Source organism: Azorhizobium oxalatiphilum, assembly GCF_014635325.1.
GTDB classification, from domain to species: Bacteria; Pseudomonadota; Alphaproteobacteria; order Rhizobiales; family Xanthobacteraceae; genus Azorhizobium; species Azorhizobium oxalatiphilum.
On the sequence record NZ_BMCT01000005.1, the window covers coordinates 202,614 to 223,495 of the forward strand.

Sequence of the window (20,882 nt, forward strand, 5' to 3'; positions counted from 1 at the left end):
TGAGACTGGCCGGGCGGCGGTCGCATGCGGCGCTCCGGGCCTGCTCTTCTTCATAAGGGCAACAGGCGGGCATCGTCGCCCGCCTGCGCCGGACTGTCCGTGGGGCGGACAGCCGTCAGAGCGGCGGGACGCCGGAGGCCTCGAACGGGGCCTCGGTGCCCGCCTCCCGGTTGGTGGCGGGGACGGAGCGGCCCGAGATGAGGAAGCTGCTCCACAGGCTCAGTGCCGCGCAGAAGGCGATGTAGAGCGCGGGCGCCGCAGGGATCTGCGTGCGCTCGATCAGCATGGTGGCTGCAAGCGGCGCGAAGCCCGACAGGAGGGTGACGCTGAGATTGTAGGACAGCGCGATGCCGGTGAACCGCACCTGGGTCGGGAAGAGCCCGGCGATGATGCTCGGCCAGATGCCGCTGACGGGGGAGAAGGCCAGCGAGAGCAGGCCCAGCACCAGGACGATGCTGGCGCCCTTGTTGACCATCAGGAGGAACAGCGGCACCACGAGCACCAGCATGAGCAGCGAGCCGCCCCTCAGGATCATCCGGGGAGAGATGAAGTCACCCGCCCAGCCCGCCACGATGAGGCCCGCGGAACTCAGCACCAGCGCCACCGCCATGGCGAGGGCCACGTCCGGGGCGGGATAGCCCAGGGACTTCACCAGAAAGGCGGGGATGAAGCCATAAAGCAGGCCGTTGAAGCCGGCGATGATCGCCGCCACGCCGGCGGCCAACAGCACGGAGCGGCCATGACCGCGCACGATCTCGCCCAGCGGATGCTTGGCCGCTTTCCCGTGCAAATTGGTGAACTCGGGGGATTCCTCCAGTTTGCGGCGCAAGGCGAAGCTCACGATGCCGATGACGCCGCCGAACAGGAATGCGATGCGCCAGCCATAGGATGCCACGTCCTGCGCCGGCAGAGCATACTGGATGCCCAGGTTGACGAGCGTGGCCACCAGCACGCCCACGTTGACGCAGAAGATGATGAAGCCGCAGGCGAGGCCCGCGCGCTTCGGCGCCGTCTCCACCGCATAGGTGATGGCGCCGGGCAGTTCGCCGCCGAGGCAGATGCCCTGCACCAGCCGCAGGGCCACCAGCAGCAGCGGCGCCGCGAGACCCCAGCTCTCGTAGCCCGGCAGCAGGCCGATGGCGATGGTGGCGAGCGTTGTGAGGCCCAGCGAGGCGATGAAGACCGGCCGCCGGCCGAAGCGGTCGCCGAGCGTGCCGAGCAGCGCCCCGCCGAAGGGGCGGGCGAGAAAGCCCAGCGCCAGAACCGAGAACGACAGGATCAGGGATACATAGGGGTCATCGGCGGGAAAGAACTGCGCGGAGATATACTGAACGAAGATGCCGTAGATGATGAAGTCGTAGAATTCGAGTGAGCCGCCGAGGCTGGCGAGGCAGATGATGCGCCATTGTCCCCGGCTCAGCCGTGACACTTCGCGCTTCCGATGCACATGGGAATTGGCAGGCATGGTCCTTGGGCCCTCCGGATGCCGTTGTTGTTGTGTTTTCGGGCGTGCGGCAGCGCTCGTGGCTGGAAGCCGACGAGCAGGTGCGCCGACATTGGGAAGGCACGGCACAAGACGAGGCTGGAGCTCGATCGGCTGGTGTGCTGACAGCACTCCGGTTTGGCGAACTCAGCTATCTTGAAGGCCAGCTCCCGCGGTGCACCTCAACCTCCCGGATTATTTTCTTTGAATTCGGGAGTAGGCCAGGCAGGGCACGCGCAACAGCGGAAAACTACGATTGTCCGCCTGTTGGACAAGGCGGTCCGGGCTGCGGCGGCAGCCCGGCGGCTCTTGTGGCACGGTGCCCCATGGAAGGGGCCGGCGGGGAGCTGTCAGCCGGGCGGGCCAGGGGGCCGGTCGCGGATGGAAGGCCGCAGTCAGGGCGCGATGGCGCGCTCCATCCGCGCCGGGAGCGAGGCCGGCAGGTCCAGTGAGCCTTCAGAAATGATCTGCGACGCCATTCCAGAATATCATCTGTCGAGAATTGCCCGCCGAAAATTGTCCGCGGAGCTGAAAAGAAAATCGCTCTTCAAGTGATCGAAAAAAGATAATCGGTTCTTTTAAGACGCTGACTGTCTTTGCCCGGCGGTCGTGCCTCATGGGCATTGTTTATAGTGCCGGTCGGCCCGCACGTTAGTGCCCTCGCTCGCGTATCTGCCTCAAGGGATCGCGCGGTCCTGCGAGAGCTTCGGGCTTCCGCTCTTGAACTCAGCGGTGATGAGTTCGCCGGGCCGCTCACGATCGCGTGATATCAGGCGCGCTTCGCAGGTCGCAAGAATGTCCTCGTGGGGACGGAGGCGGCCTCTGCGGCAGTCAAGCTTGCGTGCGTCGTGATCTCGGGAGATGGCCCCCACTTGAGGCGAGCTGTCCCCCCACAGAGCCGCGCGGCGCCCCCAACCTTACCCGCCGCAAGCGGGAAAGGGCTTTGCGGCGCGATCACGGGATGGGGCGTGTCCTTATGGTCAGGCGCGACCGGCCCCTCTCCCGCTCGCGGGGGAGGGATAGGCAGGGGGCATTCAGGCAGAGCAGGAAAGAAGACAGGGAGCGGCTGTCGTGCCGCGCCCGCTCACCGCGTGCAGGCGATGGCCACCACGGGCTGGCAACGGTCGCCGGTGCAGGCCTGGGCCCGCTTCTCCGCATCGCCGCCGGAAATGGTGGTGATGCCGGTGGAGCCCGTCACCGCGATGCGGCCGAAATCCAGCGCGGCGGTGTAGTCATGGGTGCGGCACCAGGCGTTGGCCACTTCCGCGCCGCACGGCTCGCCATTGGCGAGGCAGGTGTCGATGCCGTAGCCGTCCGAATTCTCGATCAGGAAGATGCGGGTCTCGGTCGCGAGCGCGGCAGTCCCGGCGATCAGGCCGGCGGCGATCAGCAGAGCGGAGGCGGAGCGAAGGCGGGACGGCAGGAGCCCGGAAAGGGACCGGGAAGCAAATTTCGTCATATGTGGAATGCTTACCTTCGATCCGGAGGCGTCGCGACAGCCTCCGCGTGTGGACCCGGCAGCGACGGGCGGCCTCGCATCCTCCCCCGAGGCCGCGCGATTCCCGTGTGCAATGCGGCAAGGGGCATAGCCGGGTGTCCGCTTGCCGGTCAAGACTGCCGGAGCGGCATCCCCCATCACGTGCGGCTGCCCGATGCACGTGGCGCGTGCGGCGACGGGGCGGGGGGCTGCCGGGCGAAAAGGCTTGACGCGCCTGCGTGCCGTCAGCATTCTCCGCCGCCATGAACGGCCTCTTCTCATGTTCCGGCACGCTGGTGCCGATGATTTGCGGTTAGCCTTTAGGGCTGGTCGCGGCCGTCTTGTGCTGCCTCCTCTGATGCGGCAATCCCTTTAAAAGGAAGACTGGACGCCCCGGCCCGCGGGACATTTCTATCTGGCCGCGTGACAGCGGCACGTCTGCCGCCGGCTTCTGCCGGATGGCGTCACAGGGAGCGGATCCATGGAGCTGCGGCTCTACAACACGCTGACGCGCGCGAAGGACAATTTCCGTCCGCTCGATCCCCATCTGGTCCGCCTCTATGTGTGCGGACCCACCGTCTATGACCATGCCCATATCGGCAATGCGCGCCCGGTCATCGTGTTCGATGTGCTGAACCGCCTGCTGCGGCGGGTCTATGGGCCGGACCATGTGCGCTATGTGCGCAACATCACGGACGTGGACGACAAGATCAACACGCGCGCCGCCGAACGGGGCATCTCCATCCGCGAGCTGACGGAAGAGACCTACAGCTGGTTCCGCGACGACACCGCCGCGCTGGGCTGCCTGCCCCCCGACGTGGAGCCGCGCGCCACCGACCACATCCGCGAGATGCAGGTGCTGATCGAGCGCCTCGTCGCCTCCGGCCATGCTTACGTGGCCGAGGAGCATGTGCTGTTCAACGTGCCGGCCATGCCGGAATACGGAAAGCTCTCCCGCCGCCCGCTGGACGAGATGCTGAACGGCGCCCGCGTGGACGTCGCCCCCTTCAAGCGCGATCCCATGGATTTCGTGCTGTGGAAGCCCAGCACGCCCGACCAGCCCGGCTGGCCTTCGCCCTGCGGCATCGAAACCCCCGGCCGGCCCGGCTGGCACATCGAGTGCTCGGCCATGTCGTGGCGGCATCTGGGGGAAACCTTCGACATCCATGGCGGCGGCATCGACCTAGTGTTCCCGCACCATGAGAACGAGATCGCCCAGTCGCGCTGCGCCTTCGATAGTGGCTCCATGGCGCAGGTGTGGATGCACAACGGCTTCCTGCTGGTGGAAGGCGAGAAGATGTCGAAGTCGCTCGGCAACTTCGTCACCATCCGCGAGCTTCTGGCCGACTGGCCGGGCGAGGTGCTGCGCCTCGCCATGCTCTCCACCCATTATCGCCAGCCCATCAACTGGACCCGGCAGGGCATCGGTTTCGCCGCCAAGACGCTGGACAAATGGTACCGCGTGATCGGCGACGTGGACGCCGAGACGGGCGAGGGCAATCCGTTCGAGAGCGAGATCGCCGACCGGCTGGGCGACGATCTCAACTCGCCCTCCGCCATCACCCATCTGCATCATCTGGCTGATGTGGCCGAGCATGAGGAAGCCTCCTCGCACATGAAGCGCCGCTTCAAGGGCGCGGCCAACCTCATGGGGCTTCTGCAGGAGACCGAGACCGAATGGCGTGCCCGCCAGCGGGCTGCGGTCTCTGTGGATCCGGAAGCCATTTCGGAGCTGATCGCGGCCCGCAACGCCGCCCGCAAGGCGCGCGATTTCGCCGCCGCCGACCATATCCGCGAGCAGCTGGCCGCGCAGGGTGTGGTACTGATGGACAACAAGGATGGAACCACCAGCTGGGAGCTGAGCCGATGACCAACACCACCCAGCTACGCCCCATGCTGCCGTCCGACGTGACGGTGCTGGCCGCCATCTTCCGCGCCGCCATCTTCGAGCTGACCGACGAGGATTATGATGACGACCAGCAGGAAGCCTGGGCGGAAGCGGCCGACGACGAGGAGGCCTTCGCCACCCGCCTGACCGAGCAGCTCACGCTGGTTGCCACCCGCGAGGGCGAGGTGGCGGGCTTCGTCTCGGTGAAGAACAACACGGTCATCGACCTGCTCTATGTGCGCCCGGACATGGCGCGCGAGGGCGTGGCGACGGTTCTGTGCGATGCCGCCGAGAAGCTGGCGCAGGCGCGCGGCGCCGCGAGCCTGAAGGCGGATGCCAGCGACACGGCGCTGCCCTTCTTCCAGCAGCGCGGCTACGTCCCCATGAGCCGCAACACCGTGCCTCTGGGCGACGTGTGGCTGGGCAACACCACGGTCGAGAAGCGCTTCGGCGAAGGCAGCGCGATGCAGTGAGAGTAGGGCCGGCTGAGTGGAGGCTCAGCCGGTCTGCTCGATGGGGAAGGGCGTGGGCTGCCAGTAGGGCGCGAGCTTGCAGGCTTCGACCGTGGCGCGTTCCCATTGGTGCAGCAGGCGGGCGATGGTCTGACGGTCTCCTTCCTCCAGCGCCGGTCCGAAGCCTGCGAGCAGCTTGGCGAAGAATGCGCCTTCCTGGCCGGGAGGGCGGGTCTTGAATGAGCGCAGGATATCGTAGGTCTTCCGCGCGTCCGGTAGATCGCCCAGCGCGGCCTGTATGAGCAGGCGTGTCATCGTCGGCGCTGTCCAAGAATAATCGATTTCGGGGCTCTCGGTGAAGGCGAGAAACGCTTCGAGGCTGTTTATCGCGCGCAACTTTGGCAGCAGCACTTCCGCCTGTTCGATAAAAACGGACTGGTGGTCCGGATGGCCCAGCTCCCAAATGCCCGGTTTGGTCGCGGGAAAATGGCAATTCCAGTTGAAGAAAAGAAATGCCTTCTCGCCAAAGAGATAGGTCGCTCCCGCGAGCGGCGTGAACGCGACCTTGCCGCTGCTGTTTTCCAGCATGATGCCGCACGCGACGTGCGTAATCGGTCGCACAATAATGGAGCGGCCGACGATCGCCAGATCGGGATGCCGCGCCAACAGGGGCGCGGCGAGGTTCTTCATCTGGGCGACGGTGCTCATGCCGCTTGCTGCTCGATGGGGAAGGGCGTGGACTGCCAGTAGGGGGCAAGCTTGCAGGCTTCGACGGTCGCGCGCTCCCATTGGTGCAGTAGGCGGGCGATGCTCTGACGGTCGCCGCTCTCCAGCGCCGGTCCGAAGCCCGCGAGCAGCTTGACGAAAAACTCGCCCTCCTGGCCACCCGGCCGTTTCTTGAAGGAGCGGAGGAGGTCGTAGCTCTTCTGCGCGGCTGGCAGATCTCCCAGCGCAGCCTGAATGAGCAGTCGTGCCATCGGCAGGGCTGTCCAGGAATAGTCGATCTCGGGGCTTTCGGTGAAGGCGAGGAAGGCGTCGAGACTGTTCATTGCCCGCAGTTGCGGGAGGACCTCGGTTTCCGCAAATGCGATGAAAGCGGACTGATGTTCGGGGTGCGCCAGCTCCCAGATGCCCGGTTTGACGGGCGGAAAGTGGCGGTTCCAGTTCAAAGAGAAAAACGTGCGCTCCCGAAAGAGGTAGGTGGCGCCCCACAATGGGGTGAACGCGACCTTGCCGCTGCTGTTGTCCAGCGTAATGCCGCGCACAAAGTGCGTCACTGGCTGGACTATGATGGTGCGGCGAACCATCGCCAGATCGGGCTGCCGCGCCAACAGGGGCGCGGCAAGTTTTTTCATCTGGGCGGTGGTGGTCATGTCGCGCTCAGCAGACCTGTCTCCACCTGTTCCTCGATGGGGAAGGGTGTGGGTTGCCAGTGTTTCTCGACGCCGAAATGGCGTGCAGACTGCTGTTCCCACGCCCTCAGTTGCTGCGCGATGTCGGCGCGGTCGTCCTTGGCCAGAAGCGGGCCGAGCTTCTGCGGCACATCCAGCAGGTCATCGCCGTGCGGTGCATTTCTGGGCATCAGCTCTGGGTGCCAGAGCAGGCAGCAGGTCCGGCGCGCGCCCTCCAGATCGCCCATGGCGGCCTGAAACAGCAGCTGGCGCCCCGGATCATCGTCCCATCTCGGGAAAAACCTGCGCCCGGACAAGGTCAGGGCCATGAAGTCCTGCATGGTATTTATTGATCGCAGGATCGGCAGGGCGACCTCATCGATGCGCTCCGCCAGTTCCTCATCCAGATCGGGCGCGCCGATCCGCCATGCGGCGGGTCGGCGTCGTGTGATGGTTTCCGCCCATGCGATGGCTCCGTTCCGGCGCGGGGCAAACATGTACGTCACCCCCCAGTCGGGATCGAAACCATCCTTGCCGGAGATCTGTTTCAGCTCGATCACCCGGAGGATATGGGTGATGGGCTTCAAGACGATGCAGCGTTTTGTCCAGAACGTATCGGGATTTCTGGCGAGAAATGCCTGTGCGATTGCGCGGGCCTGCTTGGCGGTGGTCATGGCTGCGCCATTCCGCGTTCCACCTGTTCCTCGATGGGGAAGGGCGTGGGTTGCCAGTGTTTCTCGACGCCATAGATTTTCGCCGATTTTTCCTCCCACTCGTGCAGCACCTTGGCGATGCCTTCCCGGTCGTCGCGCGCCAGCAGGGGGCCGAGTTTCTGCGGCATCTCGAGCCCAAGCGGCGCGTTGATGGGGATGATCTTGGGGTGCCAGAGGCGGCAGAGCGAGCGCCGGGCGCCATCGAGATCGCCAAGCATGGCTTCGAAGAGTGGCTGGCGCCAGAAACTGGCATTCCAGCCCGGCAGAAAGAAGCAGTCGCTCGATGTCGTGAAGTCCATGAAGTCCTGGATGGAATTGACCGGCTGAAGCACGGGCAGGGCTTGCGTTTCGAGCTGTTCGGCCAGTTCCTCGGCGATGCCGTCCTCATGAATGTTCCAACTGCCCGATGTGCGACGGATCGGCATGTGCCAGAGCAGGTTGGCCTGGCTCCGGGGGGTGAACAGGTAGTTGAAGCCCCAGTTGGGCTCGAACAGATCCTTGTCCGTGCCGGGCAGGAAAACGATGGCGCGGATGATGTGCTGCACCGGCGTCATGATGAGCATGCGATCTACAAGGATGAATTCCGGGTGCCGGCTCAGGAAGGCTTTCGTGACGGCGCGGATCTGCGTCTTGGTGCTCATCGGGTCGGCCTTATCTCGGTGACGATTATGGTCCGAACGGGAGCGCGGGTAGTCCCTCTTCGATGGGGAATGGGGTGGGCTGCCAGAGCTTTGCCGCACTGATGGCGGGACGTTTGCTGTTCTGGCCGGATTGATATCCGTCAGTGTCATCCAGGTTTGGGTGGACGTGCAAGGCGCTCCCTAATCGATGGCGATATTCACGATCTCAAACGTACTCCGACCGCCGTCAGGGGATCTGCTGATAGATTTCAGTATTGTTTTCAGCTCCAAGCTAAAATACACAATCGCGAAGTCGTCCTTGCTCGGATCGTCGGTGCTCATCTTCGATTCCATGAGGACCGTAGGATAGCTGCACCCGGATATGGTGAGCGTGTCATTTCCCAGGACTTTGATAGATGCGGTTGTTGGTGATCCCTTTGGGCCCGCTTCTGTCATTCTTTGGCTTGTGAATGAAAATTGTTTTTCATTCAGTTTGAATGCGATTTTTTTATCGTAAATATATTTTTGCGTTGATTGTCCTATTTTATCTTCAATTACTTTCAGTCCATTTTCCGTAAAAATGCTCGTATACATTAATGTTTTTTCGTCGAGATAATAGGAGGCCTCGACCTTGTCGTCTGTTAGGTATTTCAATCGTATAATTCCGCCGGAAGCCTCTGTGAGGCGGATGCCGAAATTTTCCATGTTAGTGGGAATGCATCCGGCTTGGCTGGCCGTCGTCGCCGAAATCGAGAGGCATGCCGAAAAGGCCAAACCACTCAGAAAACGATTGATCCTCATTATCGATCTTCTCCGATGGCGACGCTTGATGAGGCGTAGCATGACGCGATCAAAAGAGTAGAGAGCATGTAAATCTGTGCCCGGTTTCGGATTTCTGTTCGAATGGCGCGGGACGCTCCATCGCTGCCTACAGCTCACTCCATCTTGGCCGAGACGACGCGATAGTCGTCGTTCCGGCCATCGGCCCGTTTTTCGATGGACCTCAGCACCACCTTCAGCTCCGTGCTGAAATAGACGAGTGTCACCTGCCCCTCGGCAGGGATGCCGTTGTCCGTGGTCTCCTCATATACGACGACCGGATACGTGCAGCCCGCAATGGAGAGTATGTCTTTGCCAAGGATGCGGATGGCAAGACGATCGGGCGGGGTCCTGCTCTTGCCTTCGACCGAGCCCTGTCGGGTATAGGAGAAAGACGGCTTGCTCAAGTCAAAGACCTTGTCCCGGTCGTAAGCAAATTTGACGATGTCCGCGCCGAAGCGATTTTCGACGATCTTCAAGCCGTTCTCTTCAAAAATCCACGTGTAGATCAGTCGGTTCTGGCTGCTGACTATCGAAACTGAAACCCTTTCGTTCGGCAGATATTTTACCACCCTGATCCGCCCGTCCGCCGCGACAAGGCGAATGCCAAAATTCTCCGAGATAAAAGCGGGAGAGATGCATTCCGCATGCGCGACCGTGCCGGCAAGGCATGACAAAAAGGCGGTGGCGGCAAACCTTTGTAGAATGCGGAACCGGCTCACCCGTCGTCTCCCCCAAGCGTCATACTGCGCTGGAGAATAGCGGCCGGTGGGCAAAACGGAAGCGCGTCGGAGGTGGCAGCGTGGGCGCTGGCCCCCCCCCTCACATCCGCGCCACCGCCTCCGCATCCCCCGGCGTGTCGAGCGCCTCGTCGGACAAAGGCGCCACCGCCGCGCGAAGCAGCGGCAGCACTTCGGAGGCGTCGCGCGCCATCAGAAGGTTCACCGGGTTCGTCTCGCGCACGAAGCGGGTGTCGCGCATGTGGTCGAGGAGCTTCAGGAAGGGATCCCAGAAGCCGTCCGTGTTCAGCACAAGGATGGGCTTGGAGTGCCGGCCGAGCTGCGCCCAGGTGAGCTGCTCCACCAGTTCCTCCAGCGTGCCGACGCCGCCCGGAAGCGCCACGAAGGCGTCGGCGCGCTCGAACATCAGGCGTTTGCGCTCGTGCATGTCCTGCGTGACGATCAGTTCGGCGTCATGGGCGAAGGCCCGTTCGCGGGAGATGAGGAATTCCGGGATGATGCCGGTCACGTGGCCGCCATTCAGCGCCACGGCGGTGGCCACCTCGCCCATGAGCCCGATGCCGCCGCCGCCATAGACGAGGCCGACGCCGCTCTGCGCCAGCGAAAGGCCGAGCGCGCGGGCTTCCGACGTGAAGCGCGGGTCCGATCCGTGGGAGGCGCCGCAATAGACGCAGACATTCCTGATGGTCGCCATGGACTCAGTGTTACGCAGAATTTGCATCAATCCAATGTCCGGCCGTCCCTTGCGGGCGGTGGAGGCGACCTCTCCGATCGGGCGGGCCTGACCGGATCCGGCGCCTGGGGCCGGCTCCTTTCTTGTTCATGGGGGCATGCGCCCTGCGCCTCGCCCCGCGTTCGATGCCGCCTGTCGGCATCACCCTTCGATTGACCAGCCTTTTGGCATGCAACCGGGCGCCTGTCACACGCCCGTGCGGTCGGCAGGTGTTCCGGCCGTCCCCTCATCAGGCCGCACCTCATTCCCCGGATAAGACCGGGCCTGACGTTGCGGGAGAGGAGGGTGGTCTGCGGTGGACCTACATTTTGTCATCGACGCGCCGCCCGGCCGCCCGCCCTCCGTCTTGCGCCCGTCATCTCCATCGTCTATCGACGATGAACGATGCACGATGTCACGACACTCTCTCCCACCGGCTGCCCGCAGGCGGGCGATCCGGCGCTTGCGGAGCGCCTCAGGGCGCTCAGCCATCCCGCCCGCCTTGCCGTGCTCCGGCAACTGGCCAAGGCGGAGCAGTGCCTGTGCGGGGAGATCGTCCGCGGGCTGCCTCTGGCGCAGTCCACGGTCTCCCAGCACATCAAGATCCTCGTCGAGGCGGGGCTGGTCCGCTCCGAGAGCAAGGGTCAGCGCACCTGCTATGTCCTCGACAGGGTTGCGCTCGCCGCCCTTGAGGCCGATGTGCAAGCCATGTTTCTGGCGCTCGGCGCCGCTCAAGCCGCGTGCTGGACCGATGATCCGGCCGACGCCGCCTGTTCCTGAAGTGGGTATCCATGTCTGACGTTGCAACGCCCCGCCCCACGGCGGCGGCCTCCCGCCGACGCATGTTCAAGGGCGTCTCCGCCGCCAAGGGCGCGCTGGGCCAGACCATTGCCGCGCTGTGGCCCTATCTCTGGCCCGCCGACCGGGCGGATCTGAAACAGCGCGTGGTGGCCACCACCGTGCTGCTGTTCCTCGCCAAGTTCGCCACCATGGCGGTGCCCTTCATCTTCAAATGGGCCACCGATGCGCTGGCCCATGTGCCGGACGGGCAGGGGGATGCGGATTTCGCCTGGCTGCTGGCCGCCCCGGTGCTGCTGACCATCGCCTATGGCCTGAGCCGCATCGTCATGGCCGGCATCACCCAGCTGCGCGACGGCATCTTCGCCGCCGTGGCGCTGCACGCGGTGCGCCGCCTTGCCACCGAGACCTTCGAGCACATGCACGCGCTCTCCCTGCGCTTCCATCTGGAGCGCAAGACCGGCGGCCTGACGCGGGTGCTGGAGCGGGCGCGCGAGGGCATCGAGACCATCGTGCGCATGCTGGTGCTCCAGCTTGCCCCCACCATCGTGGAGATGGTGCTGGTGCTGGTGGTGCTGATGTTCGCTTTCGACTGGCGCTATGTGGCGGTGGTTGCGGCGACCGTCGCGCTCTACACTTGGTTCACCTATGCGGCGAGTGAGTGGCGCATCGCCATCCGCCGCGACATGAACGAGAGCGACACCGAGGCCAACACCAAGGCGGTGGACAGCCTGCTCAATTACGAGACGGTGAAGTATTTCGGCGCCGAGCATTGGGAAGCCGCGCGCTATGACAAGTCGGTGGCGCGCTATGAGAAGGCCACCGTGCGCACCTTCACCTCGCTGGCGTGGCTGAATGCCGGGCAGGCGGTGATCTTCACCTGCGGCCTCACCGCCACCATGGTGATGGCGGCCTTCGACGTGCGGGCCGGGCGGCAGTCGCTGGGCGCCTTCGTCATGGTCAATGCCATGATGATCCAGCTCTACCAGCCGCTGAACTTCCTCGGCATGATCTATCGCGAGATCAAGCAGGCCATCGTGGATATCGAGGCCATGTTCGGCGTGCTCGCCCGCGATCCGGAGATCGAGGATGCCCCTGATGCGCCGGCGCTCAACGTTTCCGGCGGCACGGTCCGGTTCGAGGACGTGCGCTTCTCCTATGATCCCGACCGGGAGATCCTGAAGGGCGTTTCCTTCGAGGTGCCGGCGGGCCGCACGGTGGCCATCGTGGGCGCCTCGGGCGCGGGAAAATCCACCATCTCGCGGCTGATGTTCCGCTTCTATGATGTGAAGGGCGGGCGCATCACCATCGATGGGCAGGACATCCGGCAGGTCACGCAGGACAGCCTGCGCGCCGCCATCGGCATGGTGCCGCAGGATACGGTGCTGTTCAACGACACAATAGCCTACAACATCCGCTATGGCCGCGCCGGGGCGAGCGATGCCGAGGTGGAGGAGGCCGCGCGCCTCGCCCAGATCGACGGCTTCATCCGCGCCACGCCGGCCGGCTATGCGACGGAAGTGGGCGAGCGCGGCCTGAAGCTGTCGGGCGGCGAGAAGCAGCGCGTGGCCATCGCCCGCACCATCCTCAAGGCCCCGCCCATCCTGGTGCTGGACGAGGCCACCTCGGCGCTGGACAGCCACACCGAGCGCGAGATCCAGGATGCGCTGGACGGCGTCTCGCGCGGGCGCACCACGCTGGTGATCGCCCATCGCCTGTCCACCGTCATCAATGCGGACGAGATCCTCGTTCTGTCACAGGGCCAGGTGGCCGAGCGCGGCACCCATGCGGACCTGCTGGCCAAGGGCGGGCTCTATGCGGCGCTCTGGCAGCGCCAGCGCGAGGCGGACGATGCGCGACGCAAGCTGCTCGCCGCGTCTGACTCGCCCGAACCGGAAGTGCCTGTTTCGGAGGCAGTCACCGAGCGGCGCGTGGATCATCACGAGGAGCCGAGCACGGCTGCCTGATACCGTCTCCGGTGGCGGGCGGGAGACGTCCGCCGCCGGCAGTGTGCCATGCGAGGGCCATGTCCCTGTCCATGGCCGTGCCATCCGTGGCTGTCCCTCCGGCCCATGCCGCCGGGGGCGTTGCACCTGCGGCTTTCGAGGCCCGCCGCTCTTATGTGCCGTGATGGGGCCATGGCGTGTCCATCCGCGCCGTCCCTGTCCAAAGGCGATGGCACACGTGATCCGGATAACCGTTTCCGGATACCCCTTCACGTTTCCTTGAACATGGCGCCGCTTGCCCGCCCTCTCACCTGCGGGCATGCGGGATCGCTACCCGGATAACATCACCTGCAAAGGTGGTGTGCGCCTGAGGCCTATGGTCAGGCCGACGCCAGATGTGCAGTCTAGGTTTGCGCTGACGGTGGGAGAAGTCGAGCCTGTGATTGGAGCCCTGTACCTGAAATCGGAGCGCGTGGCCCCCCGGCTGCGCGTGGGCCTCATGGTCGATGGCGATCAGGTCACGGCTGCCGCTGCGGCGGTGATCGAACATATCGAAGCCTGTGATTTTGCTGAGATTGTGCTGATCGTCCGGCAGGAGGGCGCGCAGAACCGCATGGAGCGCAAGCGCCCGTTTCCGGCGCGCGCGCTGCGCATGCTGCGCAACAGGGCCCAGCGCAGCCGCTTCGCCTATGCCGTCTACACCACGCTCGATCGCTGGCTGGCGCGCGATCCCACCATCGATCCCCTGCGCCTCGTGGATACCAGCATCTCCTTCCAGGGCATCGAGATTCTCGATGTGCGGCCGGAGACCAAGGGCTTCGTGCAGCGCTTTCCCGAAGGCATCGTGGAGGAGATCCGCAAGCGCGATCTGGATGTGCTGATCCGCTTCGGCTTCAACATCCTGCACGGCAGCATCCTCACCGCCGCGCGCTATGGCATCTGGTCCTATCATCACGGCGACCCGGAGTTCTACCGGGGCGGCCCGCCGCAATTCTGGGAGATGGCCGAGCGCAATCCCTTGTCCGGCGCGGTGTTGCAGGTGCTCGACGAGCAACTCGACGGCGGCATGGTGCTGGAGAAGGGGCTTTTCGCCACCGACCTGTCCATCTCGCTCCGGCGCAACCGGATTCAGGTGTTCTGGGGTTCGGCGCACTTCGTCATCGCCAAGCTGAAAGCCCTGCACGAGCACGGCTTCGATCATCTGGTCTCACGCGCCGTGCCGCCGCGTCCATATGCGGGCAAGCGCCCGCTCTACCGCACGCCCACCAATCGCGAAGTGATGCAGTGGCTGGCCCAGACGTTCTGGCGCAAGGTGAGCCAGCGCCTGCGGCCGCGCCAGCTGGAGCACTGGATGATCGCGGTGCGGCGGGCGCCCGGCGGCGACAACGGGCTGGCGGTCAATCCGCAGAGGCGGTCCGCCGATCTGTCGGATTTCGAGTTCCTGCCCTCGCCGCACGGGCGCGTCTATGCGGACCCTTACGTCTTCTGGCGCGGGGAGCGGGCGTTCCTGTTCTTCGAGAACGACAGCTACGGCAGCGATCCGGCGGTGATCTCGGTGGCCGAGATCCGGCAGAACGGAATTGCCCCGGCGCAGGTCTGCCTCAGCACCGGCCAGCATCTGTCCTTCCCGCAGGTCTTCGAGTGGGAAGGGGAAATCTTCATGCTGCCGGAGAGCATCGAATCCGGCGAACTGGCCCTCTACCGGGCGGTGGACTTCCCCCTGCAATGGGAGAAGGCGCACGTGCTGCGCCGGGGCAACATGGTGGACGCCGCCCTCTGGCACGAGGATGGCATCTGGTATCTGTTCGCGACCCTGGTGGACCTGCTGAGCCGCGCCACCAGCCTGCATCTGTTCACGGCGGAAAGTCTGGAGGGGCCGTGGGTGCCCCATCCGGAGAACCCCCTCTCCAACGACGTGCGCAGCGCCCGTGGCGCCGGTGCCCTGTTCCGCCGCGACGGCCGCCTGTTCCGGCCGAGCCAGGACGGTTCCGTGACCTATGGCCGCGCGCTGGAGTTCCACGAGGTGGATGTGATGACCCCCACCGCCTATTCCGAGCACCGGGTGCTGACCATCACCCCGGACGACGTGCCCGCGCTGGATGGCGCACCGGCAACGGGCATCCACACCTATCACGAGGCGCGGGGCATCGAGGTGGTGGATGCCAAGTTCCTGGTTCCGGCCCGTCAGGTGATGTGACGCAGGAGGACCGGTGCCCGTTGGCGGGCCGCTGATCGCGCGTCGGCCGTGGGGCGGCTATGTTGCATCGCCATTTGACGAGGGGGCGGGGCGGCACTACCTCTGGCCGCTCATGGCCCGTCGGCGGCCGCCATTCGGAGACCAGAGTGCAGTCCCTTCTCGACTCGATCCGCAAAGCCTTCCCGCCCGTTCACCGCGAGGGCTATCCCTTCATCGCCATTGCTGTGGTGATTGCGGCCGGACTGCTGATGGTCTCCACCTTCCTGGGCATGCTGGGCGTGGGCCTCGCCATCTGGACGGCGCTGTTCTTCCGCGATCCGGCCCGCGTCACCCCGCTGCGCGACGGCCTCGTGGTGGCTCCCGCGGACGGGCGCATCTCGCAGGTGGGCCTCGCCGTGCCGCCGCGCGAGCTGGGCCTCTCCGACGTTCCGCTGATGCGCATCTCCATCTTCATGAACGTGTTCAACGTCCATGTGAACCGGGCGCCGGTGAGCGGCCGGATCGAGAAGATCGCCTACAAGCCGGGCCTGTTCCTCAATGCCGAGCTGGACAAGGCCAGCGAGGACAACGAGCGCAACGGCCTGATCGTGCAGGGCGTCCATGGCCCGGTGGGCGTGGTGCAGATCGCCGGCCTGATCGCGCGGCGCATCGTCTCCTTCGTGCACGAGGGCGAGGAGATCGGGGCCGGCGAGCGCTTCGGCCTCATCCGCTTCGGCTCGCGCGTGGACGTCTACCTGCCCGTGGGCACCCGCATCCTGGTCTCCGAGGGCCAGATCACCACGGCGGGCGAGACCGTGCTTGCCGACTATACCGCGACCGCCGCCCGCGACATCGCCTACCGCGTTTCCTGAGGGTCCGATGAGCCTTCCGTTCCCGTCCTTCGACCCCGATGGCCAGCCGCCCGTGCGTCCGCGCCGGTTCACGCGCATTCCGCTGCGCCTGCTGCTGCCCAACATGGTCACGCTGCTGGCCCTGTGCTCGGGGCTGACAGCGGTGCGCATGGCCATCGAGGACCGCATGGAGCTGGCGCTGGCCGCCATCGTCTTCGCGGCCCTGCTGGATGGCGTGGACGGACGGCTGGCGCGGGCGCTGAAGGGCACCTCGCGCTTCGGGGCGGAGCTGGACAGCCTCGCCGACTTCGTGAACTTCGGCTGCGTGCCGGCGCTGGTGCTCTATTTGTGGGGGCTGGACGAGGCGGGGTCGCTGGGCTGGATCGCCTGCCTGATCTTCGCCATCTGCGCGGCCTTGCGGCTCGCTCGCTTCAACGTCATGCTTGATGATCCCGACCGTCCGCCCTTCGCCGGTGATTTCTTCACTGGCATTCCGGCGCCGGCGGGGGCGATCTGCGTGCTGCTGCCGGTCTATCTGGAGCTGCTGGGCGTCCCGCACGTCACTCTCAGCGCGTTCATGGCGCTGCTGTACACCATCGCCATCGGCCTGCTGATGATCTCCAAGCTGCCGGCCTGGTCCGGCAAGACGCTGGGCAAGCGCGTCCGCCGCGAACTGGTGCTGCCGCTGTTCGTCCTCTTCGCCGTCTTCGCGGGCCTGCTGGCCAGCTATCCCTGGCTGGTTTTGTCCCTGTGCAGCGTTTTTTATCTGGCCCTGCTGCCGCTTTCTACACTCCGATACCGGAAGCTGATGGCGGAGTACGTGGCCAGCGCGCCTGCCAAGGCCTCTGGCAGCACCGAAGTGCCGGCGGATCCGCCGGCCTGAGGCGCAGGAGGAAGGGCCATGGCCCAGTGGTCTGCCGCCCTGATTTGCATGCAGATGCAATTTTTCGCATGAAAATTAGGCAGTCAGCGTTGACTGTCGCCCCTCTGCCTGCGGGTATTTTGTCTATAAATATATGAAATAATTCATATTTTTTGGATACGCATACAATTGGCACATCCCTTGAATGGCAAAGCTCAGTTGCCAGAGGGGATTCCTTGCATGAACCGTCGTGAGTTTCTCACTTCCGCCTCCGCCACGGCTGCCGCCGCCGGCGCTGCCGTCACCGCACCGGCGGTGTTCTCGCCTGCCAAGGCGCAGGCCCGGAACGAGACGCTGCTGATCGTCTCCGAGAGCGGCCCGAACAATCTCGACATCCATGGCGTGGGCACCAACGTGCCCGGCTACGAGGCCAGCTGGAACTGCTACGACCGCCTGATCACCCATCCCATGAAGGAGGTGAACGGCACGCCCTATTACGACAAGGACAAGTTCGAGGGCGAACTGGCCGAGGACATGAACATCGGCGACATGTCGGTGACGTTCAAGCTGAAGAAGGACGCCACCTTCCAGGACGGCACCCCCGTCACCGCCAAGGACGTGAAGTGGTCGCTGGACCGCTCCGTCTCCGTGGGCGGCTTCCCCACCTTCCAGATGAAGGCCGGCTCGCTGGAGAAGCCGGAGCAGTTCGTGGTGGTGGACGATCGCACCATCCGCGTGGACTTCATCCGCAAGGACCGGCTGACCATTCCGGACCTCGCCGTGATCGTGCCCTGCGTGATCAATTCCGAGCTGGTGAAGAAGAACGCCACCGCGCAGGATCCGTGGGGCCTCGAATACACCAAGCAGAACACAGCGGGTTCCGGCGCCTACAAGGTGACGAAGTGGACCCCCGGCACCGAAGTGATCTTCGAGCGCTACGACAACTGGAAGGGCGGCCCGCTGCCCAAGATCAAGCGGGTGATCTGGCGCATGGTGCCCTCCGCCGGCAACCGCCGGGCGCTGCTGGAGCGCGGCGATGCCGACATCTCCTACGATCTGCCCAACAAGGACTTCATGGAGCTGAAGAGCAATCCCAAGCTCAACATCATCTCCACGCCCTATTCCAACGGCGTGCAGTATATCGGCATGAACGTCACCAGGCCGCCCTTCAACAATCCGAAGGTGCGCCAGGCCATGGCCTATGCGGTGCCGTACCAGAAGATCATGGATGCGGTGATGTTCGGCCTCGCCAAGCCCATGTTCGGCGCGTCGCCGGAGAGCAAGACCGAAGTCGCGTGGCCGCAGCCCACCAAGTACAACACCGACCTTGCCAAGGCGAAGGCGCTGCTGGCCGAGGCCGGCTATCCGGACGGCTTCGAGACCACGATCTCGTTCGATCTGGGCTTTGCCGGCGTCAACGAGCCGCTGTGCATCCTGCTGCAGGAGAGCCTGGCGCAGATCGGCATCAAGACCACCATCAACAAGATCCCCGGCGCCAACTGGCGCACCGAGCTGAACAAGAAGGAGCTGCCGCTCTTCACCAATGTCTTCTCGGGCTGGCTGGACTATCCGGAATACTTCTTCTTCTGGTGCTACCACGGCTCCAACTCGGTGTTTAACACCATGAGCTACCAGTCCGCCGCCATGGACACCTTCATCGATGGCGCCCGCACGGCGGCGGCCGGCGGCGACAAGGCGGCCTATGACACCGATGTGCGCGGCATGGTGGACCTCGCCTTCGCCGATGCGCCGCGCCTGCCGCTGTTCCAGCCTTACGTGAACGTGGCCATGCAGAAGAACGTCACCGGCTACGAATACTGGTTCCACCGCCGGCTGGACTATCGCGCCCTCCAGAAGGGCTGAGCGGCAAGCGGTCAGGTGGCTCTGCCTGACCGTTGAAATCTCTCGAAGTGCTTTGGGCACGGTAATTGCTCCTTCGGGAGCAGAACCTCTCCTGCGGGGGAGCGAGGGCGTGGCGCGTGCGGCGGCGCGCCACGCCGGACCGCTCCCCCGCAGGCCGGAACTGACAGGCAGGAGGATGTCGTGCTGAAGCTGATCGGAAGCCGTCTCGCAACAGCCATACCGAGCCTGATCGGCGTGGTCATCGTCACCTTCCTGCTCACCCGCGTGCTGCCGGGCGATACGGCTGCCTATTTTGCGGGCCCCGCCGCCACCCCGCAGGCCATCGCGGAGATCCGCACCAAGCTCGGCCTCGACAAGCCGTTGCCGACCCAGTTCGTGGACTATGTCTCGGCGCTGTCGAAGGGTGATCTCGGCACCTCGCTCTCCACCGGCCAGTCGGTGGCACACGAGATCGCCACCCGCCTGCCGGCTTCCGCCGAACTGACCCTCTGCGGCCTCATCTTCGCACTGCTGATCGCCGTGCCCTTCGGCATAGCGGCGGCAGTGAAACAGGGCTCATGGATCGATCACGCCTGCCGCCTCATCACCACGGCGGGCGTGTCACTGCCGGTGTTCTTCACCGGCCTGCTGCTGGTCTATCTGTTCTATTTCCGGCTCGGCTGGGCCCCCGCACCCCTGGGGCGGCTGGATGTCTTCTTCTCCGCGCCGGAGACGGTGACGGGCTTCTATCTCATCGACAGCCTGCTCGCCGGGGATCTGGAAACCTTCCGCGCGGCGGCGGCCCAACTGGTGGTGCCGACGCTGACGCTGGCCATCTTTGCGCTGGCCCCCATCGCCCGCATCACCCGCGCCTCCATGCTTCATGTGCTGTCCTCCGAGTTCATCCGCACCGCGCGGGCCTCGGGGCTGACCTCGAAGACGGTGATCCTCACCTATGCGTTCCGGAACGCCATGCTCCCCGTCGTCACCACGCTGGGCATGGTGTTCTCCTTCCTGCTCGGCGCCAATGTGCTGGTGGAGAAGGTGTTCGCCTGGCCGGGCATCGGCTCCTATGCGGTGGAGGCGCTGATCACCTCCGACTTCGCGCCGGTGCAGGGCTTCGTGCTCGCCATGGCGATCCTCTACGTCGCCCTCAACCTCATCATCGATCTTGCCTACGGCATCATCGACCCGCGCGCCCGGAGCGAAGCATGACCGCCGTTCCTTCCGCCCCCTCGCGCCGTCGCGGCTCCGGCGGGCTCGCCGCCACGCTGAAGCACGCGCATTATGTGATCTCGGACAATCCGGTCACGGGCCTCGCCTTCTTCATGCTGCTGGTGCTGGTGGTGGCCGCCGTGTTCGGCCCCTTCATCGTGCCGCATGATCCGCTGGCGTCCAACACCATGTCGGCCCTCCAGCCGCCGTCCGCCACCCACTGGTTCGGTACCGACCAATTGGGCCGGGACATCTTCTCGCGGGTGATCGTGGCCACCCGGCTGGACCTTGCCATTGCTGTGTTTTCGGTGGCTCTGGTGTTCGCGGCGGGCGGCATCGCCGGCATCGCGGCAGGCTTCTTCGGCGGCTGGACGGACCGGATCGTCGGGCGCATCTGCGACACCATCATGGCCTTCCCGCTGTTCGTGCTGGCCATGGGCATCGTGGCGGCGCTGGGCAATACGGTGACGAACATCGTCATCGCCACCGCCATCATCAACTTCCCGCTCTATGCCCGCGTGGCCCGCGCGGAAGCTGCCATCCGCCGGCAGGCGGGCTTCGTGCAGGCGGCGCGCCTCACCGGCAATTCAGAATGGCGCATCCTGCTGACGCAGATCCTGCCGAACATCCTGCCCATCATGATGGTGCAGATGTCGCTCACCATGGGCTACGCCATCCTGAACGCCGCCGGCCTGTCCTTCATCGGCCTCGGCGTGCGCCCGCCCACCGCCGAGTGGGGGATCATGGTGGCCGAGGGCGCCACCTTCATCGTTTCGGGCGAATGGTGGATCGCGCTGTTCCCCGGTCTGTCGCTGATGTTCGCCGTGTTCTGCTTCAACCTGCTGGGTGACGGTCTGCGCGACATCGTCGATCCCCAGCGCCGTACGTGAGGACCGG

Annotated in this window: 19 protein-coding genes; 10 read left to right on the forward strand and 9 right to left on the reverse strand. The window is 65.0% G+C overall.

Going from position 1 to position 20,882, the window contains the following annotated elements; genetic code table 11:
* Positions 1–115: 115 nt before the first annotated feature.
* Both IEW24_RS17605 and IEW24_RS17610 read right to left on the reverse strand, forming a co-directional pair.
* On the reverse strand, positions 116–1,465 hold the full coding sequence (locus tag IEW24_RS17605; RefSeq protein ID WP_188581014.1) for an MFS transporter: 1,350 nt from the start codon (positions 1,463–1,465) through the stop codon (positions 116–118).
* A gap of 1,102 nt (positions 1,466–2,567) precedes the next feature.
* Entirely contained in the window at positions 2,568–2,942 is a 375-nt protein-coding gene (locus tag IEW24_RS17610) for a hypothetical protein (RefSeq protein ID WP_244644510.1), read from the reverse strand.
* Between the two features lie 499 nt (positions 2,943–3,441).
* Between IEW24_RS17610 and cysS the strand changes: the two genes are divergently transcribed.
* Both cysS and IEW24_RS17620 read left to right on the forward strand, forming a co-directional pair.
* A complete protein-coding gene (cysS, locus tag IEW24_RS17615) occupies positions 3,442–4,830 on the forward strand; it encodes a cysteine--tRNA ligase (protein WP_188581016.1) in 1,389 nt (462 codons plus the stop codon).
* Positions 4,827–5,321 (forward strand): GNAT family N-acetyltransferase, encoded by a 495-nt coding sequence (locus tag IEW24_RS17620; protein WP_188581018.1) that lies wholly within the window; start codon positions 4,827–4,829, stop codon positions 5,319–5,321. Before cysS ends, IEW24_RS17620 begins: the two co-directional genes overlap by 4 nt.
* Before the next feature lie 24 nt (positions 5,322–5,345).
* Here IEW24_RS17620 and IEW24_RS17625 read toward each other — a convergent pair whose 3' ends face one another.
* From IEW24_RS17625 to IEW24_RS17655, 7 genes are all read right to left on the reverse strand, one after another.
* The gene (locus IEW24_RS17625) at positions 5,346–6,008 is read right to left on the reverse strand and encodes a hypothetical protein (RefSeq protein ID WP_188581020.1); all 663 of its coding nucleotides are present in this window, start codon (positions 6,006–6,008) and stop codon (positions 5,346–5,348) included.
* Positions 6,005–6,673, reverse strand: coding sequence for a hypothetical protein (locus tag IEW24_RS17630; protein WP_188581021.1), 669 nt, complete (start codon positions 6,671–6,673; stop codon positions 6,005–6,007). The genes IEW24_RS17625 and IEW24_RS17630 overlap by 4 nt, the downstream gene beginning before the upstream one ends.
* Positions 6,670–7,365: a hypothetical protein gene (locus IEW24_RS17635; RefSeq protein WP_188581023.1), complete on the reverse strand. Its 696-nt coding sequence runs from the start codon at positions 7,363–7,365 to the stop codon at positions 6,670–6,672. Before IEW24_RS17635 ends, IEW24_RS17630 begins: the two co-directional genes overlap by 4 nt.
* Entirely contained in the window at positions 7,362–8,045 is a 684-nt protein-coding gene (locus IEW24_RS17640) for a hypothetical protein (protein ID WP_188581025.1), read from the reverse strand. The genes IEW24_RS17635 and IEW24_RS17640 overlap by 4 nt, the downstream gene beginning before the upstream one ends.
* 180 nt (positions 8,046–8,225) lie before the next feature.
* The gene (locus IEW24_RS17645; RefSeq protein WP_188581027.1) at positions 8,226–8,825 is read right to left on the reverse strand and encodes a hypothetical protein; all 600 of its coding nucleotides are present in this window, start codon (positions 8,823–8,825) and stop codon (positions 8,226–8,228) included.
* 134 nt (positions 8,826–8,959) lie between these two features.
* Complete coding sequence (locus tag IEW24_RS17650) at positions 8,960–9,565, reverse strand: hypothetical protein (RefSeq protein ID WP_188581028.1); 606 nt, start codon at positions 9,563–9,565, stop codon at positions 8,960–8,962.
* 100 nt (positions 9,566–9,665) lie between these two features.
* Positions 9,666–10,277, reverse strand: coding sequence for an LOG family protein (locus IEW24_RS17655; protein WP_188581030.1), 612 nt, complete (start codon positions 10,275–10,277; stop codon positions 9,666–9,668).
* Between the two features lie 423 nt (positions 10,278–10,700).
* On the opposite strand from IEW24_RS17655, the gene IEW24_RS17660 reads away from it, so the two are divergent.
* The 8 genes from IEW24_RS17660 (at position 10,701) to IEW24_RS17695 (ending at position 20,875) form a co-directional block, all read left to right on the forward strand.
* On the forward strand, positions 10,701–11,075 hold the full coding sequence (locus IEW24_RS17660; protein ID WP_188581032.1) for an ArsR/SmtB family transcription factor: 375 nt from the start codon (positions 10,701–10,703) through the stop codon (positions 11,073–11,075).
* A gap of 62 nt (positions 11,076–11,137) precedes the next feature.
* Entirely contained in the window at positions 11,138–13,060 is a 1,923-nt protein-coding gene (locus tag IEW24_RS17665; RefSeq protein WP_244644535.1) for an ABCB family ABC transporter ATP-binding protein/permease, read from the forward strand.
* Positions 13,061–13,478: 418 nt separating this feature from the next.
* Entirely contained in the window at positions 13,479–15,236 is a 1,758-nt protein-coding gene (locus tag IEW24_RS17670; RefSeq protein ID WP_188581036.1) for a glucosamine inositolphosphorylceramide transferase family protein, read from the forward strand.
* Positions 15,237–15,382: 146 nt separating this feature from the next.
* Positions 15,383–16,087, forward strand: a complete 705-nt coding sequence (locus tag IEW24_RS17675; protein ID WP_244644511.1) for a phosphatidylserine decarboxylase — start codon at positions 15,383–15,385, stop codon at positions 16,085–16,087.
* Positions 16,088–16,094: 7 nt separating this feature from the next.
* On the forward strand, positions 16,095–16,949 hold the full coding sequence (locus IEW24_RS17680; RefSeq protein ID WP_188581040.1) for a CDP-alcohol phosphatidyltransferase family protein: 855 nt from the start codon (positions 16,095–16,097) through the stop codon (positions 16,947–16,949).
* A 219-nt stretch (positions 16,950–17,168) separates the two neighbouring features.
* The gene (locus IEW24_RS17685) at positions 17,169–18,791 is read left to right on the forward strand and encodes an ABC transporter substrate-binding protein (protein WP_188581042.1); all 1,623 of its coding nucleotides are present in this window, start codon (positions 17,169–17,171) and stop codon (positions 18,789–18,791) included.
* Between the two features lie 180 nt (positions 18,792–18,971).
* Entirely contained in the window at positions 18,972–19,985 is a 1,014-nt protein-coding gene (locus IEW24_RS17690) for an ABC transporter permease (protein ID WP_188581044.1), read from the forward strand.
* Positions 19,982–20,875 (forward strand): ABC transporter permease, encoded by an 894-nt coding sequence (locus IEW24_RS17695; protein ID WP_188581046.1) that lies wholly within the window; start codon positions 19,982–19,984, stop codon positions 20,873–20,875. Before IEW24_RS17690 ends, IEW24_RS17695 begins: the two co-directional genes overlap by 4 nt.
* Positions 20,876–20,882 lie beyond the last annotated feature (7 nt).

Coding starts and splice junctions, on each gene's coding strand:
- IEW24_RS17605 (WP_188581014.1), bottom strand. CDS start 1,465: ATGCCTGCCAATTCCCATGTGCATCGGAAGCGCGAAGTGTCACGGCTG.
- IEW24_RS17610 (WP_244644510.1), bottom strand. CDS start 2,942: ATGACGAAATTTGCTTCCCGGTCCCTTTCCGGGCTCCTGCCGTCCCGC.
- cysS (WP_188581016.1), top strand. CDS start 3,442: ATGGAGCTGCGGCTCTACAACACGCTGACGCGCGCGAAGGACAATTTC.
- IEW24_RS17620 (WP_188581018.1), top strand. CDS start 4,827: ATGACCAACACCACCCAGCTACGCCCCATGCTGCCGTCCGACGTGACG.
- IEW24_RS17625 (WP_188581020.1), bottom strand. CDS start 6,008: ATGAGCACCGTCGCCCAGATGAAGAACCTCGCCGCGCCCCTGTTGGCG.
- IEW24_RS17630 (WP_188581021.1), bottom strand. CDS start 6,673: ATGACCACCACCGCCCAGATGAAAAAACTTGCCGCGCCCCTGTTGGCG.
- IEW24_RS17635 (WP_188581023.1), bottom strand. CDS start 7,365: ATGACCACCGCCAAGCAGGCCCGCGCAATCGCACAGGCATTTCTCGCC.
- IEW24_RS17640 (WP_188581025.1), bottom strand. CDS start 8,045: ATGAGCACCAAGACGCAGATCCGCGCCGTCACGAAAGCCTTCCTGAGC.
- IEW24_RS17645 (WP_188581027.1), bottom strand. CDS start 8,825: ATGAGGATCAATCGTTTTCTGAGTGGTTTGGCCTTTTCGGCATGCCTC.
- IEW24_RS17655 (WP_188581030.1), bottom strand. CDS start 10,277: ATGGCGACCATCAGGAATGTCTGCGTCTATTGCGGCGCCTCCCACGGA.
- IEW24_RS17660 (WP_188581032.1), top strand. CDS start 10,701: ATGCACGATGTCACGACACTCTCTCCCACCGGCTGCCCGCAGGCGGGC.
- IEW24_RS17665 (WP_244644535.1), top strand. CDS start 11,138: ATGTTCAAGGGCGTCTCCGCCGCCAAGGGCGCGCTGGGCCAGACCATT.
- IEW24_RS17680 (WP_188581040.1), top strand. CDS start 16,095: ATGAGCCTTCCGTTCCCGTCCTTCGACCCCGATGGCCAGCCGCCCGTG.
- IEW24_RS17685 (WP_188581042.1), top strand. CDS start 17,169: ATGAACCGTCGTGAGTTTCTCACTTCCGCCTCCGCCACGGCTGCCGCC.
- IEW24_RS17695 (WP_188581046.1), top strand. CDS start 19,982: ATGACCGCCGTTCCTTCCGCCCCCTCGCGCCGTCGCGGCTCCGGCGGG.